Origin of the sequence: Haloferax sulfurifontis ATCC BAA-897, from assembly GCF_000337835.1 — an archaeon.
In the GTDB taxonomy this organism is placed as follows: domain Archaea; phylum Halobacteriota; class Halobacteria; order Halobacteriales; family Haloferacaceae; genus Haloferax; species Haloferax denitrificans.
Map to the genome: position 1 here is coordinate 337,563 of NZ_AOLM01000008.1, position 18,653 is coordinate 356,215.

Consider the following 18,653-nt stretch of genomic DNA (forward strand, 5'->3'; position numbering starts at 1 on the left):
ACTCAGGCACAGATGGTGACACTCGACCTCCCCAGCCGAGAGCGACTCGAAGCGGTGAACGACGCCACGCTCGACGACCTTCCAGCCTTCGCGACCGTCCGCTCGGTTTCGGACCCGCCGGAGGTAGACGACGTCCGAGCGAGCGCCGTCGAGGCAGTCGACGACGTACCGGCGTTCGAGACGCTTCCATCGGGATCGTCGGTGGCGATTACGGCGGGAAGTCGCGGGATTCACGACATGCCGGCCGTCCTCGCGGCGGTTGTCGAGGAACTCCAAACCCGGAACTTCGACCCGTTTATCATGCCCGCGATGGGAAGTCACGGCGGCGCGACCGCGGAGGGTCAGATTCAGACGTTGGCCTCACTCGGCATCACCGAGGCGTCGATGGGCTGTGAGGTCCGCTCGTCGATGGCCGTCGAGCGAGTCGCCGAAGACCCGAACGGCGAGCCGATATTCGCGGCGAAAGACGCGCTCGAAGCCGACGCCGTCCTCCTCGCGAACCGCGTGAAACTCCACACCGACTACCGCGGTCCAATCGAGTCTGGGCTCTGTAAGATGGCCGTCGTCGGACTCGGGAAACACCGCGGTGCCGAGAACATGCACAACGCCGCAATCGCTCGCGGGTTCGACGAGGTCATCCCCGAACGCGCGGAGATACTGCTCGATGAAACCGATATCGTCGGCGGCATCGCCATCGTAGAGAACGACCACGAGCGCGCCGCCTTCATCGAAGGCGTCTCCGCAGAGGAACTCCCCGAACGCGAGTCGGAACTGCTCGAACGGTCGAAAGAGCTGTTCCCTTCGCTCCCCGTCGACCAGTTGGACTTCCTGATGGTCGACGAACTGGGGAAGAACATCAGCGGGACGGGGATGGACACGAACGTCGTCGGCCGGGTCTGGTTCCACAACCAGCCCGAAGTGAACTCGCCGGAGATAACGCGAATCTACGTTCGGTCGGTCACACCGGAGTCACACGGTAACGCAATCGGCATCGGCCTCGCAGACTACGTCAACCAATCCCTCGTCGAAGCCGTCGATTTCGAGGACATGTACGTCAACATCACCACGAGCGGCGAGCCCGAACGCTCGAAGATTCCGTTCGTCGTCCCCTGCGATGCAACGGCGTTTATCCTCGCGGCTTCGATGACCGGCGTTCCCGACCTGAGTGAGATGCGTATCGGCCGCATCACTAACACTCTCGAACCCGGGACGATGCTGGCTTCTGAACCCGTCCTCGATGAGCTAGCGGGACGCGACGACGTCGAAATTGGCGACCGTCGACGCCTCGAATTCGACGCCGACGGCACGCTCGTCTCCGCTATCGAAGAGTAGTCACGACGCGCGTCGGTCCGGGCGAACGGCGCTCCGGCTACGAGTCGCGTCGACGCGACACGTTCGACGCGACAGGCTACGGGCCGGATAAACGCGATTTCGCTCGCCGTCGGCGGTCAACCCGACTCAATTGTTAGTCTTAACCGTCGAGCGGGTACGTCCGGCGCTTCGAGTCACTCGCCACAAATGGCAAAATAAATAGATGTACTCCTCTCTGTCATACCCTAATTAGCACAAGGCAGTTGTGTTCGTCCATCGAGCGGTATCCCGTTCGGTAAGTGCATTCGAATAGCTTCTACTACACAATACTCCTCCGGCCATTTGGGTGCGACGACCCGCGGATTGCGGACTCATTCGACTTCTCTCGGGTGGCCGAAACCCGTTGTCGATGGTGATTCACCCCGTATGAGAACCGCTTATTCATCTGTTTAACGGCCTATACTTCTCTCATTTCGAATACCCCTGCGGTGAACCGAGCGACGAGGACAGTTCTGGAGGCCCCGGACCGTGTGGCGGCGAGGGGTGCAGTCATACCGAATTGTCTTGCGTTATTCTCTCAAAACGGGTGGTCGATAGCTTGGACAGCAGGCACGTCGACCTCGACACCCACGGGGTCGAAGCCAGAAGTCTGTTGCACGGAGATAACTGATACAATCAGGGGTTGGACGGGCAATGAGCGACGTTGAGAGTCGAGAGCCCCCGACGATTCGACTTCTCCATCGTGACCTGTCCATCAAATACGTGTGTTGACACGACTTCGAACAGGTAATGAGAAGCACCTGACTCGGCAGTCGAGGACAACCGTACGCGCCGTGCTCTCGTGAAGAACGAGTCGTCGTTCGCGGGAGTCGGTCGCACCCGTTCACGCACCGATTTGAAGACGCACCAAGCGGCGAAACGCTCGCGGCAATCAGTCGTCGCCGCGTGGGGCGCTCCCAGCGCCCGCGTCCGGGGTCCGAAGCACGTCCGGGTCGGCGTCCGGTCCGAGCGGTTCGACGCGCACGCTCGACACTTTGTACTCCGGAATGCCGGCCTGCGGGTCGAAGGTCTCCTGCGTGAGTTTGTTGACCGCGCCGGCCGCGAAGTGCATCGGGATGAACAGCGTTCCATCGCCGACGCGGTCGGTCACCACGGCTTTGACGACAATATCACCACGGCGGGACTCGACCCTGACGTACTCGCCGTCCGAAACGCCGAGTTCCGCGGCGGTCGTCGGATTGATTTCGACGAAGCTCTCGCCGACGTGGCTCATGAGACCCTCGACGCGTCGGGTGATCTGTCCGGTGTGCCAGTGATAGAGGACCCGCCCGGACGTGAGTGTGAAGGGATACTCCTCGTCCGGTAGTTCACCGGGATGGCCGCCGTCTGCCGGCACGAAGCGGGCCAGCCCGTCGTCGAAGTTGAAGTTCCCCTCGTCGTAGTCGTAGAGGTACGGCGTGCCGGGGTGGTCGTCGTCCCAGCACGGCCACTGGAGTCCGTGTTCGTCGCCCGATTCGAGGCGGTCGTAGCTGACGCCGCCGTAGATGGGCGTCAGGTCGCTAATCTCGTCCATGACTTCCCGCGGGTGGTCGTAGCCCCAGTCGTAGCCCAGCCTGGCCGCCAGTTCCTGCGTTATCACCCAGTCCTGGCGTGCCTTTCCGGGCGGTTCCGCGGACGCTCGAACCCGCTGGACGCGACGCTCGGTGTTGGTGAACGTGCCGTGTTTCTCCGGCGAGGTCGCCGCCGGCAGAATCACGTCGGCGTACTCCGCGGTCTCCGTCATGAAGATGTCCTGTACGACGAGGAAGTCCAGGCTATCGAGCGCCTCACCGGCGTGCTGGATATCGGGTTCCGAGAGCGCGGGGTTCTCCCCGACGATGTACATTCCGCGGAGATTGCCTTCGTGGGCCTCGCTGAGCATCTCCGGGACTTTGAGTCCGGGTTCTGCCGGCGGACGTTCGCCCCACACCTCGGCGAACTTCTCGCCGACCTCGTCGTCGGCCGGGTCTTGGTACCCGGGGAGACTGCCGGGCAGGGTACCCATGTCGCCGCCGCCGCCCTGCACGTTGTTCTGGCCCCGGAAGGGAGAGAGTCCGGCACCCGGTTTCCCGACCTGCCCGAGCGTGAGCGCGAGGTCGGCCATCGCGAGGAGGTTCTCCGTGCCGTGGCTGGATTGGGTCATGCCCATCGCCCAGCCGAAGACGACGCTCTCGGCGTCGGCGAGCGTCTCGGCGGCCGACTGCAGTTCTGCCGGTGGGACGCCGGCCAGTTCCTCGACTTTCTCGGGTGTGAACGCCTGGACCTTCCGCTTGACCTCCTCGAACCCTTTCGTATTCCGTTCGATGAACGTCTCGTCGTGCAGGTCGTGTTCGATGAGGTATCGGATGAGCCCGTTGAGCCACGCCACGTCGTAGCCGGGCGTCGTCCTCGTGTACTGATCGGCGTGCTCGGCGATGCCGATCTTCCGGGGGTCGAACACCACGAGGTCGGCCCCGTCGCGGACGTTCTGCTTGATGCGAGTCGCCAACACAGGATGCGATTCGGTCGTGTTCGACCCGCTTATGAGGTAGGCGTCGGCCTCGCCGATGTCCTCGTTGATGCGGTTCGTCATCGCGCCGTACCCGAGCGTCTGTTGGAGTGCCGCCACCGTCGACGAGTGACAGAGTCGGGCGCAGTTGTCGATATTCTTCGTGCCGAGCACCTGTCGAGCGAACTTCTGGACGAGATACGCCTCCTCGTTGCTCCCCTTCGACGACGCGAGGCAACTGACCGCGTCGACGCCGTGTTCGTCCTGAATCCCGCGGAGTTCGCTGGCGACGTGGTCGAGCGCCTCGTCCCACGAGGCCGCCTCGAACTCGCCGTCCTCGTTTCGAATCAGTGGCTTCGTGAGCCGGTTTTCGCTGTTGGCGAACTCGTGTCCGAACTTCCCCTTAACGCACGTCGAGAAGTTGTTGGCCGGTGCGTTGTCCGGGTCGTCGACGGGCTGGACGCCGAGGGCGTTGCCGTCTTTGCCCCACATCTCGAACCGACAGCCGACCGCACAGAATCCACAGGTCGTCTCCGCTTTGTCGAGGTTGCCCAGCCGGTAGTCGCTGACGAGCGACGCGATGTCGAACAGCCGACCCTCTGGCAGTGTCTGGGCCGCGAGGTTCTCCGCGGTGTGTTCGCCCGCGAGCATGGCCTTCCGACCGTATTTTTCGAAGAAATCGGACGCTCGGCGTTTGCTCTGGGCCATATATCGGGCGACGCCGCGTTGTTTCTCCCCGCTGGCGCTGGCTTCGCCCCCAGCACCCCTCGCGCCACCGGGAGCGGGCGAGCGGTTCGGTGCCGTCGTGTCGTCGAGGGTCTCCACCTCCTCGTGTTCGATGACCCGCCCGACGGAGTTCCGCTGTGTGAATCCCGGGAGCGGGAGGGTCCCCGCGCCACCGATGTCCTTCTCGGTCAAGGCACCGGTCGGACAGACGGTGGCACAGTGCCCGCAGGAGACGCAGTCGGAGTCGGCCATCGTCTCGGCGTCGGACTGGAACCCGATTCGGGTGTCCGCTCCGGAGCCCTCGATACGGAGCACTCCTTCGACCTGAACGTCGTTACAGCCCTCGACGCACCGGTTACAGAGGATGCACTTGTTGCGGTCGATCTGAATGAACGAGGAGCTGTCGTCGAGCGGTTCGTATTCGCTGCGGTCGTCGAAAACGCCGTAGCGCGGGTGGTCGACCCCCTCGCTGATGGCCGTCTCCTGTAGCTCACACCGACCGTTTCCGTTACAGGTCGTACACCGCAGGTTGTGGTTGGAGAGGACGAGGTCGAGGTTGACGCTCCGGCACTCCTCGGCGGTCGCCGTGTCGGTCTCGACCGTCAGCCCGTCCGTCACCGGGAACGAACAGGAGGGGACGACCCCGTGTTCGTCCGTTTCGACCATGCAGGTCCGACACTCGCTCCGAGGGCCGATTTCGTCGCTCGCGTCGCCCTCGCGGTCGTAGTAGCAGAGCGCCGGAACGTCGGCGTCCTCGTCGAGGCTGTCGGCACCGGGGTCCACGCTCACGACCTCGTCGTCGACGGCTTGCATGGCGTCGATGACGGTCGAACCCGGCGGGACGGTGACCGGAGTCCCGTTGACGGTGACCGTCGTCGGGCGCTCGCCGCCGGTTCCGACGGGCGGGTCGTTCGCGGTCCCGGTCTCGAACTCCGCAGTGACCGGCGTCTCGTGCTGTGGGTCGTCTATCTCCGGAACGCCCGGGAGTGGGTCGTCAGTGCTCATAGTTTGTCAGTGCAGGCACCGCTCGGACAGCGGCCGTTCGCGTGTGCTTCGAAACTCGATTCGAACTCGTCCATCGCAGTCAGCACCGGGCGCGGGGCACGGGCCCCGATTCGACAGTTGCTCGACCGGGCCATGACCCGACCGAGTTCGCGTATCTTCTCCCGGTCGAGCGAGCCACGGTAGACCGCTCGCACCAGTTCGGTGAGTTGGACGGTTCCCTCCCGTCCCGGCACGCACCGCCCGCTGTTGGCTTCCGACGCAAAGCGCGCTCGCTCTCCGGCAGTGGCGACCGCACACCGCTCGTCGTTCAACAGTTCGACGACGCCTTCGGTTCCGAGGCCGGCCGCGGTCAGTTCCGCTGTGGTCGGCGTCACGTCCAACGTCCGAGTGATGCCGCCGAACACCCCGCCGACGCAGGCCATCTTGAACGAGCCCTCCAGTTCGACGGCGTCCCGAGCCGTCGAGAGGCGGGCGTCCGAGCCGATTTCTATCGTCGCGGGTGCGGCCACGTCGCCGGTGACAGTCAGCAGTCGCGTCGCCGAGGCGGAGCCGTCTGCGTCGGACTCCTCCGGGGCCGAAAGCGCGAGATGTATCTGCGCGAACGTCCGCGGCGTGTGGATGACCGTCGGGCGACCGTAGAGTCCGTACTCGGCCGGCGACGGTGGCTGGAGACGTGGTTCGATTCTGTCCGCGCCCTCGATGGCTTCCAGCGCCGCCGTCGGCGCGCCGGCGCGGTACTCGTCCGGGCCTTCGACGAGTACCGGAACGACCGGGAGTTCGTCCGCGGCGGCGTCAATGGCCTGCTGGAGACGCGCTCGAAGTTCGGTGTCGGTTTCAGCGACATGGATGACCGCATCAGTCGTATCGAGGTACTCGGCGACGGCCGCCACCCCGTCGAGCACCGACATCGTCGACCCGGCGAGGAGCGTTCGGTCCGCCCGCTGGCGGTCGTCCGCGTCGTTCGCGTTCACGACGACGACTGGGTCGCCGTCGGTCTCTCGTGCCTGTCGCCAGGCGTCGGCGACCGGTTCGTCGGCGGTGGCATCTCCTCTGCCTCGACCGACGAGGCCGGCGTCCGCGATAGCGCCCGCGTCTCTGTCGAGCGAGCGAAACTGACACGCCGCCGGGTCCAGCGGGTCGACCCACCCACAGGGACCGAGGACGCTCCGTTGCCCCACCGCGAGCGGCCCGTCGGTCGGAACCGGAAGCGTCGTCGTCTCGACGTCGTGTTGGACGACTGCCGCGGCACCGTCCGTCGGTAACGCCCCGTCCTCCACGTCGGCGACGAGGTCTCGGACCCTCGATGTCTCCGGGGCCGGGAAGAACGCGGTCCGCCCCGCATCGGTCGCGAGAACCAACGGGTCGTACGCGCTGATTCCGGTGGGCCCCGTTCGGAGGACCCGAACGGAGTCGGCGGCGGCGCGTGCGGCGCTCAAGACGCGCTCGCCGTGCTCCGTTCGCCCGGCACCCGAGACCCGGACGGTCGGCGACTGAACCTCGTCTCCTGTGCGATTCATTCTCACTGCTGAAGAGACACGGCGGGGTTAAAAAAATCATCCCAACCCGCTCGCGTCGGAGTGCGCCTTCGAGGCGTTCGGGGAACCGAACTCGAAGCCGGTTCGAGCGCGATTGGGCAGGTGGTCGGTGACCGTTCCCGACCGGACAGCGAGCGGAGCAAAGAGCTAAGGCGGCGACGCGTCGTCTACCGTGATGATGACGAACCCACGGTTCGACGACGTTCGAGCAAAGGCGGCCGACGCGACTCGCGAAGACGACGTCCAGTCCGTGTACACCGGACTCGTCCACGACGACGGTCGGCACGAGTACTACTTCGCCAACGACACCGAGGACGCATCGGAGTTGCGCGAGACGGCGGCCGTCCAACTCGGGATGCTGGTTCGGGTTCTCGCGGACCGCTCCGAAAGCGACGTCGACGAAATCACCGACCTCGCGGCGGAGCGAGCCGAGAACATGCGGTTGAAGTAGTCGCAAGCGACGACACCGGGCGCTCGGAAGCGCGTTCTCGTCGGCGAGTGTCGTCTCAAAAACCCTCGCGCGGGTCGGGCGCAGTTGCGTCCGCTCGGAACCGCCGACCCTATTCGGTCGCCGCTATCGCTTCGATCTCTATCGCGGCTCCTTTCGGCACGTTCCCGACCTCGACCGCGCTACGCGCCGGCGGCTCCTCGTCGAAGAACTCGCTGTACGCCTCGTTGAACTCCTCGAAATCGTCGATATCGTCGAGGAAGACGGTCGTTTTGAGCACGTCGTCGAGGGACCCGCCTTCCGCGGCGAGAATCGCCGCCACGTTTTCGAGACACTGCGTCGTCTGGTCGCCGACAGAGGCGTCGTCGAGTAGCTCCCCGTCGGGCGTGAGCGGAAGTTGGCCCGCGGTGAGGATGAGGTCGCCGCTCGTCGTCGCTTGACTGTACGCGCCAACAGCCGCCGGTGCGTCCGAAGTACTAATCGTGCGCTTCATGGCCGGCCGTTTCGAACGGGCCGTAATAAATCCACGTCCGGGACGAGACGCATCGCACGAAATGTAAGAACTCAGTTAATTTGTGGTCCTCTCCCGGCTTGCACGCCGTACTTACTCGCCCTCACGGACAGGTGCCTGTGGGTGGTGTAGCCGTCGACACCGCCGGTCGAACACAGACCATAATCTAACTGATGGGTTGAAAACGGAGCGCTGAGACTATTTAAATCATTAATGTGTCAAAATCCACGAAGCCCACTCGCACCCGAGCTATATATGATATCCGTTCGCAGAGAGCGAGCGGAGTCAGAACGATGTCAATGAACGCAGTCGTCTACAAAGGCGAACGAGAGGTCGCGGTCGAAGCAGTCGAAGAGCCCCAGATTCAACACCCGAACGACGTCGTTATCGACATCACGACGACCTGCATCTGCGGGTCCGACCTGCACATGTACGAGGGTCGGACGGCCGCGGAGCCCGGAATCGTGTTCGGCCACGAGAACATGGGTATCGTCGAGGAGGTCGGCGAGGCCGTCAGCGGCCTCGAAGTCGGCGACCGCGTCGTCGCGCCGTTCAACGTCGCCTGCGGCTTCTGTGAGAACTGCGAGAACGGCTACACCGGCTTCTGTACCAACGTCAACCCCGGATTCGCCGGTGGGGCGTACGGCTACGTCGCCATGGGCCCCTATCAAGGTGGTCAGGCGGAAAAACTCCGCATTCCGTATGCCGATTTCAACGCGCTCAAACTGCCGGACGGTCGGGAACACGAGGACTCGTTCTCGCTCCTCGCGGACATCTTCCCGACGGGCTGGCACGGCACGGAGCTCGCCAACCTCGAAGCGGGCGATTCCGTCGCTATCTACGGCGCCGGTCCGGTCGGCCTGATGGCCGCCTACAGCGCCAAACTCAAGGGCGCGGCCGAGATTTACGTCGTCGACCGCGTTCCCAGTCGCCTCGCGCTCGCCGAGGAGCACTGTGACGCCACGCCCATCAACTTCGAGGAGGGTGACCCCGTCGAACAGATCAAAGAGCTTCACGGCGGCGGTGTCGACAAGGGCGTCGACGCGGTCGGCTATCAGGCCATCGACCCGGACAAGGAAGCCGACTCCGCGTACGACCCTGCTCGTGAGAACCCGGCCGTCGTCATCAACAACCTCATTCGGACGGTCCGGCCGACCGGCGAACTCGGGATTCCCGGTCTCTACGTCCCCGACGACCCCGGCGCTCCCGACGAGATGGCCGCGCAGGGCCGCCTCGGCATCGACTTCGGCCTGCTCTTCGAGAAAGGGCAGGCACTCGGCACCGGCCAGTGTAACGTCAAGGAGTACAACCGACAGCTCCGCGACATGATAATCGAGGGCCGCGCCGACCCGAGCTGGGTCGTCTCCCATCGCGTCGACCTCGACGACGCGCCCGAGATGTACGAGAAGTTCGACAACCGCGAGGAGGGCGTCACGAAGGTCCTGCTGGAACCCTAACGGTAACCGTCGCTTCCCCCTCTGATTTTCACCGATACGCCTTTGACGGTCACCCCGCTATTCCGGTCTATGTGCCAGTACTGTAGCTACCGGTACCACGACGGCTGGACCCAGCTGTTGGAGTACGACGAGACGTACCAGACGGTAGTCGGCGGTGAGTCGGAGTCGACCTACGGCTTCCACGAATCGTGGGACGAACTCCGAGACGAAGTCGACTTCGGCGCGGCCTAATCAGGGGGACCCACGGGGAAACGGGTCGTCGGGATACGCCGCCGCCCGCTCGTCCGTCGTCGCCAGACAGTCGTCGAGTTCTCCGCACAGGGCCGCCTCGTCGAGGTCGCGGCCGATGAACACGAGTCGCGTCGCGGGGTCGTCGTCTTCCCACCGACCGATGGGGCCGGCCTGCACCGACGGCCCCGCCTGACTCACACCGAGCACCGTCTCGGGACGACTCGCGACCCACGCGAACCCCTTCGCGCGGACGACGTTCCCCCGCCAGTCGTCGAGCCACGCGTCGAGTCGGTGCGGGTGGAACGGGAGGTCTCGACGGTAGACGAAGGACTCGACGCCGTGAGCCGTCGCGGCCGAAACGCCCTCGTCGTGGGTGTGACCGTGGTCGTGGTCGTGGTCGTGGTCGTGGTCGTCGTCCGCCTCGTCCCCGTCGCTCGCGAGGGCCTGTTTCCAGCCCTGCTGGCGTTTCGCCGCGTCGAAATCGAAGCGTCCCGTATCGAGGACCCGGCTCGGCTCGACCTCGCTGTGGGTCGTCCGGTGGAGGCTCGCGCGCGGCTGGAGTTCCCGAATCTCGGCTTCGACGGCGTCCAGCGCATCGCCGGGGACCATGTCGCACTTGTTCAGCAACAGCACGTCACAGAACTCGACCTGCTCGACGAGCACGTCCGTCAGCGGTCGTTCCGGGTCGGGGGCGGCGTCCGGAAGCGATTCCGCCGGGTCGAACGCCTTCCAAAACCCGTAGGCGTCGATGACCGAGACCGTGGTGTCCAACCGGAGTTGTTCCGGCAGATTACCCTCGTTCGACTCCCCCGTCAGCGTTCGCGCAATCGGGAGCGGTTCGCTGATGCCAGAGGCTTCGATGAGAAGATAGTCGAACGAACGGGTCTCCGCCAGCCGCGTCACCTCGGTCACGAGGTCGTCCTGTAGCCGACAGCAGATACAGCCGTTCGAGAGGTCGATAACCCCGTCGTCCGACTCGGAGGCGACTAACTCCGCGTCGACGTTCAGTTCGCCCATGTCGTTGACGACGACGGCTATCTCCCTTCCGCCGGGGTCGTCCAAGAGTCGATTGACCAACGTCGTTTTACCCGCGCCGAGTGGACCGCTAACGACCGTAATCGGTATTTCCGCTGTGGACATATCGATGCTGTGCGACGTCTCGCGGGGAGCTGTAATCAATGCTGGGCCACCCCGCGCAGACTGAGTGTCGAACCCTCACGCCGCGGACCTCGGTTCGAAAACACATCATTTTCTATTAGTGATATGTCGAGTTTCGCGGCGGTTCCCGTCGGACACCCCGACCCCCGCGTAAGCCCGAGCCACAATCGCGTTACCGACGGTCGCGTCGGTCGCGCTCGCGGACTCGCCCGTCCGGTCGAACCGATTGGCATCATTTTTTTGGTCGCCGGTACTGACGAACGACCAGATGGCACCCTCCGTCCCCGAACGACTCCTCGCGGTCGACCTGTCTTCCGGCTCCGTCGAGAGTCGGCCGATTCCGGACGAGTGGCGACGGCGATACGTCGGCGGGAAAGGGTTGGGTGCCCGCTATCTCTACGACGAACTCGACGCCGGCGTCGACCCGCTCGGCGAGGAGAACGCGATTCTGTTCATGCTCGGCCCGCTTTCGGGGTACCTCCCGGAGGAGTCGAGATACGCCGCCATCACGAAATCCCCGCTGACGGGGTGTTTCCTCGACTCGTATGCTGGCGGCGAGTTCCCCGACTCGCTGACCGGCGCGCTCGGGTCGCACATGGGCCTGCTCGTGACGGGCGTCGCGTCCGAACCTGTTCACCTCGTTATCGAAGACGGAGACGCGACGATTACCCCTGCCGAGACGTGGGGTGCCGACACGGTCGAAACGGCGCGAGCGTTCCCCGACGCGTCGGTCGCGTGTATCGGCCCCGCGGGCGAACAGCAGGTCGCATATGCCACGGTCGCCTCCGACGGCGGCGAGCACCACGCGGGTCGAGGGGGTGCGGGAGCGGTCATGGGTTCGAAGCGGCTGAAGGCAATCGTCGCGCGGGGGGACCCTCCGGACGGTTTGGACGACCTGCGGGAAGCCTACGCGGCGAAATACCGAGAGACAGCCACGGGACGGTGGCTCCGGACCAGTGGAACCGTCGAAACTATCGATTTCGCGAACGAAATCGGCGCGCTCTCGACGCGAGGCTGGAGCGACGGGCAGTTCGAAGCGGCGGACGAGTTAGGCATCACGACGGTCGAAGACCGGGCTGTCGACCGCGAACACGCCGACACGACGGAACCGGGTGGGTTTCGCGTCGCCACGGAGGACGGCGACCACGTCCCACGCGGTGCTACCGCGATGACGCTCGGAGCCGGCCTCGACATCCAGGACTTCGACGCCGTCGCCGAGTTGGGGCAGACCTGCGACCGGCTCGGGATGGACCTCATCAGCGCGGGCAGTGCAGTCGCGTGGACCATCAACGCCGACGCCGCCGACGTCCTCGACCGTCCACTGTCGTTCGGCGACGCCGACGGCGCGCGGGCCCTCTTAGGAGAGATTGCGGAGCGCGAGTCAGCCCTCGGCGACGCGCTCGCGGACGGGGTCGAGGCGGCGGCGACGCGGTTCGGCGGGCGGGACCTCGTCCCCACGGTGAAGTCGATGGAGCTACCGGCCTACGACCCGCGCGGCGCGCAGAGCATGGCACTCGCCTACGCGACCAGCGACCGGGGCGCGTGCCACCGGCGGGCGCGACCCATCGAACGCGAGGCGTTCGACGGAGACTGGGGAGCCGACCGGACCGCGGCGGAGGTCATCCGCGAACAGGACCGGCGGTCGATGCTCTGGAGCCTCATCGCCGACGACTTTTTCGGCGACGCGCTCGACGACCTCGGGCGAGCGTGGCTCGAATCGATCGGCCTCGACCCCGCCGGAGGACTCGCGATAATCGGCGAGCGGATTTGGAACCTGACGCGGCTGTTCAACGTCCGCGAAGGCGTCTCGCGCGAGGACGATTCGCTCCCGGCCGCGCTCCAAGAGCCGCTCGAGACGGGGCCGCGCGCCGGTGCCGCCGTCGACCGCGACGACTTCGACTCGATGCTCGACGCGTACTACCGCCGCCGCGGCTGGAACGAAGACGGCGTGCCGACGACCCGGACTATCGACCGCCTCGACCTCACTGACCTCACCGATGATTTCGACCCACTCCATGATTGAACACCACGCGAACGGCTGGACGACGAACTGTGTACTCCCCGTGGAACGAATATGAAGCTCTCTGATGCGCTCCGCGCTCGAAGCGGCGTGGTCTGCGTCGTCGGCGCGGGCGGGAAGAAGTCCACGCTGTACGCGCTGGCGCGTCGGCTCGACCGCGCCGTCGTGACGGCCACGGTCCGCATCCCCATCTTCGACCAGCACGTCGACGACGTGGTCGTGACCGAGCGCCCGGTCGCCGCGCTCGAACGCGCGACGGACTGGCCGGTGGGCGTCGTTCCCGACCGCGACCGCGACGACCGTTACCGCGGGTACGACCCCGGCGTAGTCGACGCCATCGGGGAATCGGACGCCACCGACGCCGTGCTGGTGAAGGCCGACGGTGCACGGATGCGCGAGTTCAAGGCCCCGGGAGACCGCGAACCACGGCTCCCGACGACCGCCGACACCGTCCTTCCCATCGCCAGCGTCCACGCCGTCGGTGAGCCACTCACCGAAGCGTGCGTCCACCGCCCGGAACGGGTCGCCGCGCTGACCGGCCTCGACCTCGGCGACACGATTCGCCCGTCCGACGTCGCAACGGTGCTCACGAGCGAGCGCGGCGGCCTCGCGGACGTCCCCGACGGGGCGACAGTGGTCCCCGTGCTGAACAAGGTCGACGACTCCGCGCTCGAAGCGGTCGCGCGCGAAATCGCGTCGGAGGTTCTCGCCCGGTCCGACGTTCCGCGCGTCGCCCTGACGCGGTTGACGGCTTCAGAGCCCGTCGTGGCCGTCGTGGAGCGTTAGCCCAACCGTTCCGCCGCACGGGCAAGTTCTTCGGGGGTGTTGATGTTCTCGAAGGTGTCGAGGCTCGCGTACTCACGCACCTCGTCTTCATCGACGACGACGTAGTCGAGCGTGAACAGCGGGTCGATGATTTTGTGGCTCCCTTCGGCCAGCGCGGCCTCGCAAGCGTCGGCCATCGCCGAGGCCCGGTACACCGCGTGGGTCGGTTGGAACCAGCCGTCGCCGACCCGCGGCACGGCGGCGTCGCGGCCGGCCGCCCGCTCGAACAGTCGGTCGACGAGCGCGGGGTCGAGAAAGGGCATGTCGCAGGCGGCGACGAACGCGTACTCCGCCTCTACGGCTCGCAACCCCGTCATGATTCCAGCCATCGGCCCCTCGTCGCGGTCCGTGTCTTCCGCAATCGTCATCGGGCGGTCGTAGCCGGCGAGCGCGGCCCGGAGTGCATCCGTCTGTTCCGGTCGGCAGTTGACGACGAGGGCGTCGATGACGCCGGACATCCGGTCGGCGACGCGGCGAACGAGAGGAGTCCCCGCCAGCGAGGCGACCGCCTTGTCCTCGTCGCCGAACCGCGTCGAGTATCCCCCGGCGATGATGACACCAGTTCGCATATTGGGAGGTCACGTTCGCCGTCCAAAGCAGTTGTGCTCCGAACCGCCCGTCAATCGACGGGCGGCTACGCCTCCGATGCCGAGTCGTTCGCCGGTTTTCCGATACGTCTGAACCGTCGATTTCGGACGTGAGAGCGGTCGAGAGCGGCTAACAGTCATGACACGGCTAGCCGTGTTATCCTATTTTCGCTTCAGTCACGGGTCAACACAGCGCTCGGAGAGGAACGAAACGCCGCGTTGGTCGATAGCAAGGATTGCTATTTCAACATGTAGCGATAGAGACGTCTCGATACTGTAGGCGCTGTCTAGCTAGTGACCTCCTCGGCCGGCGTTCGTCCATCGAGCGACCGATGCGATTTTGAAAAGTATAGTATTGCGCAATTGTATGAATCATCCACGGACGATTCCGTGACTGCCCACCCACGAATCGTGGAAGCGGTCGCCTCGCAATTTGAGGGTGTGAAACCACGTTTCGATGAGGTTTCGCTCAGCATAGTCAAGCCGACCGCTCACTCCCACCAATAGAGGGCATTCTGATAGCCGTAGTCGTCAAGGAGAAACACGGCGTCTGAGAGATCGTGTTTCTCCGAGAGTCGATGGAGACACGTCGCAGTCGGGGCGGCCACGTGTCGTCGGAACAGTTCGACGTCAAGAATCGGCTTCGCCTCGACGTCTATTGCACCGTACAATCAAGCCCATTCGCCATTGATTCTGACAGCGGTCTCGTCGACCGCAACCCGCTTCGGCTTCGCCTCGGGCGGGTTGTGACTGCTGTCTGCCAGTCGAAGTACCTATTGCCAAACGGCTTGGTGAGAACGTTTAACGCCGGGTAGCCGGAGAGTATTTCCGTCTCGCTGAGTGAACAGCCGGTCGCGTGGAGCTGGACGGCAGACGCTCCCACGTTTCTTCTAAGTCCGTCGTAAAGCACTCACTGAGCGGTTTTACGAGCATTTCGACCAACTAACTCAACGACCCGCTCGTTCCTCAAACTGGCTTGACTAGACAGTGCCGACCAGTTGAATTGTTCAGAAATCACATTTCTGTCCGCCGGTCTACCCCTCAGTGTGCTGGTGTGCGCTCTCGAAGCATCCGTTCGAGTACAGCATTACATTACACCGATAGCGGTGTCACGGGGTGGGAGACAGCTCGTAGTGGTCCGTCTGTGCGACTGCCTCTTGTCGATGGCACCAGCGACCGACCGTCAGTCGGATACTCGGACTCGTCGGTACGACTCGGAAAGCGTCGGCGCGTCCGTGTCGGGGAGTGCGACCACGAGGTAGTCGGCAGCGGTACGGGCGTAGTCGATGAGCGTTCGAGTGTGGTCGGCGTCGATGGCTCCCAACGAGTCGAAGACGAGAAACGGGACGTCGTCGTACACTTCGTGAACGGAGTGGCCGGCGAGGGCGAACACGAGTCCGACGAGTTCGCGCTCTGACTCCGCGAGGTGGTCGATAACGTCCTCGTAGATTTTCCCGTCGTCCGTGCGCCGCTCGATGTGGAGGACGAACCGTGAGGTTGGGCGCCCGTCGCCTCGGGCGTCCCCATCGCTCCGGCGTTCGACCCAGACGCGGGCGAGCCGGTCGTGTTCGAGGGCATCGAGAACATCCGCTATGCGGTCGTTGAACCCCGAGACCGTCGCGCGTTCGAGCCGTTCGATGCGGTCTCGGAGTTCGTCGATTCGGTCGTCGATTTCGTCCTGCCGCGCTTCGAGGTCCGCCCGTCGGTCGAGTTCTGCTTCGAGGGCTTCGAGCTCGTCGACGACGGCGTCGCGTTCCTCGCGTCGCCGCTCCAACTCGAACTCGACGCGGTTGACCTCGCGGTGGGCATCGAGAAGCGCGGCGCGATCGCCTGTCTCCGTAGACTCGGCATCTCGCTTCAGGTCGGCGATGTCCGATTCGATATCGTCGCGTCGGGCTTCGAGGTCTTCGACGCGCGCACGGCGGTCGGCGCGCTCACGGCGCCGCTCCTCGCGTCGAGTTTCGAGGTCGCGTCGTCGCTCTCGCAGGCCTTCGAGTTCCGACCGGCGTTCTTGGAGCCGTTCGATGCGGCCCGCGAGTTCGGCGCGCTCCTCGCGGCGGTCGTCGCGGAGCGTCCGAAGCTGGTCGAGCGTCGATTCGATGCTCGCCTCGGGGACCGACGTCCCGCACGTCCAGCAGACGACCCTGTCGCCGTCGTCCGACTCGCCGTCACTTTCGTCGTCGCTCTCGCCCTCGCTCGCGGCCGCGACGGGCGACGTCTCCGACGTGAGAAATTGTTCGTTGAACTGTAGCGTCCGCTGAACGTCCGTGATGTCGGCGTCCAACTGCCATTTTCTCGCGCGCGAGCCCGCGAGTTCGTCGGTCAAGTCGTCGAGCTCGGCGGTCGGGTCGTCGGTGTACGAGTCCAGTTTTGACTCGATGTCGTCGATTTCCGCGTCGAGCGCGTCCAGCGACTCCCGCTCGGCTTCGAGTTCGAACTCGATGTCGTCGAGCGCCGCGGTCAACTCCCGTCGCCGGTCCTGTCGCGCCTCTGTATCGGACCCGTTGGCGTCGGGTCCGGGGCCCACCTCGGCGTCGGTGTCGGCTCCAACCGCCGCCGATTCGATACCGGCGAGGGTCGCTTGCCGGTCCGCTAACTCCGCTTCGAGTCGCTCGATAGCCGCGTCGAGTTCGTCGCGGCGGTCGCGGAGCTCCCGTCGCTCTGCTTCGAGCGCCGCTAGCGCCCCGATTCGGTCGTCCAATTCGGCACGCTCGGCGCGGCGGTCGGCGAGTTCCTCGTAGACGGCGTCGGTGTCGACCGAGTGCATGACGAGTTTCCGCAGGTCTCGTTCGTCCGCGACCGCCCGTCGCGCCTCGTTCGAGCCGAGGAGGAAGGCGAATCGGTCGGCACCCGTCGAATCGTCGAGGAACGGGTCGACGGACGCGACGAGGCGGTCGTCTTCTCCCGCGAACGTCCGCGTGTAGCGGTCGCCCCCGACGACGAGTTCGACCCGGCTGTCGCCGATATCGGCGTCGCGGTCGAGTGAGTGCTCGTCGCTTCCCAGCGCGGTCGCGAGACTCCGAACGAGCGACGTTCGGTCGGCGGCGTCCCCTGCCGTGAGGACGGTGACGCCGCGCTCGAACGCGACGGTGGTCTCGTCGAGCGCGCCGATTCCGGTGACGGTCAGGCGGGCCGGTCCGTTCGTCGTGGCCATACGGTGACCACACCGGGGTCCGTGAAAACAGTTGGTGACGAGCCCAAAACCCGTTCCACAGATATCTGTGGAACGTGTTTTTCCGTTCGGATGCGAACCTGCGTATCGGTGTCTGTAGACCGCGATTTGAGCCGTCTCGGGAAGTCAGTCGTCGATTCGCCCGCAACGGCCTTCGTGCCGTCCGGTCTGTCTGCCTCGTATCTCCGCCGGACAGCGGCGACGCAGAACTCGTTCCATAGATAGCAATGGAACGTGTTTCGAACCGCGGCGAGCGGTGAGGTGTTTCGAGCTCGGTGCCCAGCCGTCTCGGGGTGCTCGATATCGTGGAGAGCGAAGCGCAAGGCGGCGTTACTCGCAGTCACAACTGCCGCGGTCGATGAGGGCTTCGACGGTGTATTGAGCGTTACAGTCCGGGCAGTGGACGCGAACGTCGACGTACAGTTCGGCGGTCTCGGGGTCGACGTCGAGTTCGTCGGCGGCCGCGAGGTCGGACAGCGACTTCTCGGTGATGCGCTCGACGCGACCCAGTAGGCGTCGGATGGTTTCGGCGCGGCGCTCTCGGAGATTGCCGTCGTCGCGGTCGGTCTCTGAGAGCGGCGTGACGCCGCGGTACGAGGTGAGATAGGTTCGCATCGCGCGGTGCGAGACGAAGTCGGCCTCCAGTCGCTCGACGTCGACGCCGGCGCGTTCGAGTCGGTGAACCGCTTTCGTCCGCGCCCCGCTCGAAACGTCGTCGTCAGTGAGCACGCGGTACAGGTTCTCGACTTCGCCGTCGAGGGCGCGCTCGTTCCGCTCGGCGAGCGCCGCGCGGATGAGTCGCCGGTTGAACGCGTCGGCGAGGTCGCGGAGGCTCGACCGCGCGTCCGCTTCGGCGGTCCAGCGCCGTTCGAGTTCCGCGCCGAAGCCGTCGAAGCCACGCTCGCGGAGCAGTCGGCTGACCTTGCTCTCGGGGCCGCGTTTCCCGCCCGGGGAGTCGTGTGAGTCGCTCACTACCGACTGCTATTCGGGGTGTGCACATATGCTTGACGCGCGGGGAGAGCGGTTCCGGGTGAGAATACGAAGGCAGGTAGGGAACAGAGGGTGCAACCGGGAAGCCGAGACAGAGCGTCAGTAGTTGGCGGCGTCGCCGCGGCCGGCCGACGAGCCTCGACCGGCCGG

General features: G+C 65.2%; 13 protein-coding genes and 1 pseudogene. 6 read left to right on the forward strand and 8 right to left on the reverse strand.

The window, feature by feature from the left end; genetic code table 11:
- Nucleotides 1-12 precede the first annotated feature (12 nt).
- On the forward strand, nucleotides 13-1,332 hold the full coding sequence (locus tag C441_RS06055; RefSeq protein ID WP_007274314.1) for a DUF362 domain-containing protein: 1,320 nt from the start codon (nucleotides 13-15) through the stop codon (nucleotides 1,330-1,332).
- A gap of 910 nt (nucleotides 1,333-2,242) precedes the next feature.
- Here C441_RS06055 and fdhF read toward each other — a convergent pair.
- The gene (fdhF, locus tag C441_RS06060; RefSeq protein ID WP_007274315.1) at nucleotides 2,243-5,569 is read right to left on the reverse strand and encodes a formate dehydrogenase subunit alpha; all 3,327 of its coding nucleotides are present in this window, start codon (nucleotides 5,567-5,569) and stop codon (nucleotides 2,243-2,245) included.
- Nucleotides 5,566-7,086 (reverse strand): NADH-ubiquinone oxidoreductase-F iron-sulfur binding region domain-containing protein, encoded by a 1,521-nt coding sequence (locus tag C441_RS06065; protein ID WP_007274316.1) that lies wholly within the window; start codon nucleotides 7,084-7,086, stop codon nucleotides 5,566-5,568. Before C441_RS06065 ends, fdhF begins: the two co-directional genes overlap by 4 nt.
- 193 nt (nucleotides 7,087-7,279) lie before the next feature.
- Here C441_RS06065 and C441_RS06070 point away from each other — a divergent pair, with 193 nt between their 5' ends.
- A complete protein-coding gene (locus tag C441_RS06070; protein WP_007274317.1) occupies nucleotides 7,280-7,555 on the forward strand; it encodes a hypothetical protein in 276 nt (91 codons plus the stop codon).
- Between the two features lie 109 nt (nucleotides 7,556-7,664).
- Here the strand turns inward: C441_RS06070 and C441_RS06075 are convergent, their stop codons facing one another.
- Nucleotides 7,665-8,045 (reverse strand): Rid family detoxifying hydrolase, encoded by a 381-nt coding sequence (locus C441_RS06075; RefSeq protein WP_007274318.1) that lies wholly within the window; start codon nucleotides 8,043-8,045, stop codon nucleotides 7,665-7,667.
- Nucleotides 8,046-8,362: 317 nt separating this feature from the next.
- Here C441_RS06075 and C441_RS06080 point away from each other — a divergent pair, with 317 nt between their 5' ends.
- Together C441_RS06080 and C441_RS19850 are read left to right on the forward strand one after the other, a co-directional pair.
- Nucleotides 8,363-9,520: a glutathione-independent formaldehyde dehydrogenase gene (locus C441_RS06080; RefSeq protein WP_007274319.1), complete on the forward strand. Its 1,158-nt coding sequence runs from the start codon at nucleotides 8,363-8,365 to the stop codon at nucleotides 9,518-9,520.
- Nucleotides 9,521-9,589: 69 nt separating this feature from the next.
- Complete coding sequence (locus C441_RS19850) at nucleotides 9,590-9,751, forward strand: hypothetical protein (RefSeq protein ID WP_007274320.1); 162 nt, start codon at nucleotides 9,590-9,592, stop codon at nucleotides 9,749-9,751.
- Here the strand turns inward: C441_RS19850 and C441_RS06085 are convergent, their stop codons facing one another.
- Nucleotides 9,752-10,891 carry a CobW family GTP-binding protein gene (locus C441_RS06085; RefSeq protein ID WP_049920467.1) on the reverse strand — a complete coding sequence of 380 codons (1,140 nt, stop codon included), beginning with the start codon at nucleotides 10,889-10,891 and terminating at the stop codon, nucleotides 9,752-9,754.
- A gap of 286 nt (nucleotides 10,892-11,177) precedes the next feature.
- On the opposite strand from C441_RS06085, the gene C441_RS06090 reads away from it, so the two are divergent.
- A complete protein-coding gene (locus C441_RS06090) occupies nucleotides 11,178-12,932 on the forward strand; it encodes an aldehyde ferredoxin oxidoreductase family protein (RefSeq protein ID WP_007274322.1) in 1,755 nt (584 codons plus the stop codon).
- A 51-nt stretch (nucleotides 12,933-12,983) separates the two neighbouring features.
- Nucleotides 12,984-13,715, forward strand: a complete 732-nt coding sequence (gene yqeC, locus C441_RS06095; protein ID WP_049920468.1) for a selenium cofactor biosynthesis protein YqeC — start codon at nucleotides 12,984-12,986, stop codon at nucleotides 13,713-13,715.
- Here the strand turns inward: yqeC and C441_RS06100 are convergent.
- The 4 genes and pseudogenes from C441_RS06100 to rdfA all read right to left on the reverse strand — a co-directional run bounded on the left by C441_RS06100 (nucleotide 13,712) and on the right by rdfA (nucleotide 18,485).
- Nucleotides 13,712-14,323: a molybdenum cofactor guanylyltransferase gene (locus C441_RS06100; protein ID WP_007274324.1), complete on the reverse strand. Its 612-nt coding sequence runs from the start codon at nucleotides 14,321-14,323 to the stop codon at nucleotides 13,712-13,714. The two genes, yqeC and C441_RS06100, sit on opposite strands and share 4 nt — an antisense overlap.
- A 305-nt stretch (nucleotides 14,324-14,628) precedes the next feature.
- A pseudogene (locus tag C441_RS20245) lies at nucleotides 14,629-15,274 on the reverse strand (IS6 family transposase).
- 250 nt (nucleotides 15,275-15,524) lie between these two features.
- Entirely contained in the window at nucleotides 15,525-17,495 is a 1,971-nt protein-coding gene (locus C441_RS06105) for an archaea-specific SMC-related protein (protein ID WP_007274326.1), read from the reverse strand.
- Nucleotides 17,496-17,843: 348 nt separating this feature from the next.
- Nucleotides 17,844-18,485: a rod-determining factor RdfA gene (rdfA, locus tag C441_RS06110; RefSeq protein WP_007274327.1), complete on the reverse strand. Its 642-nt coding sequence runs from the start codon at nucleotides 18,483-18,485 to the stop codon at nucleotides 17,844-17,846.
- Nucleotides 18,486-18,653: the final 168 nt, after the last annotated feature.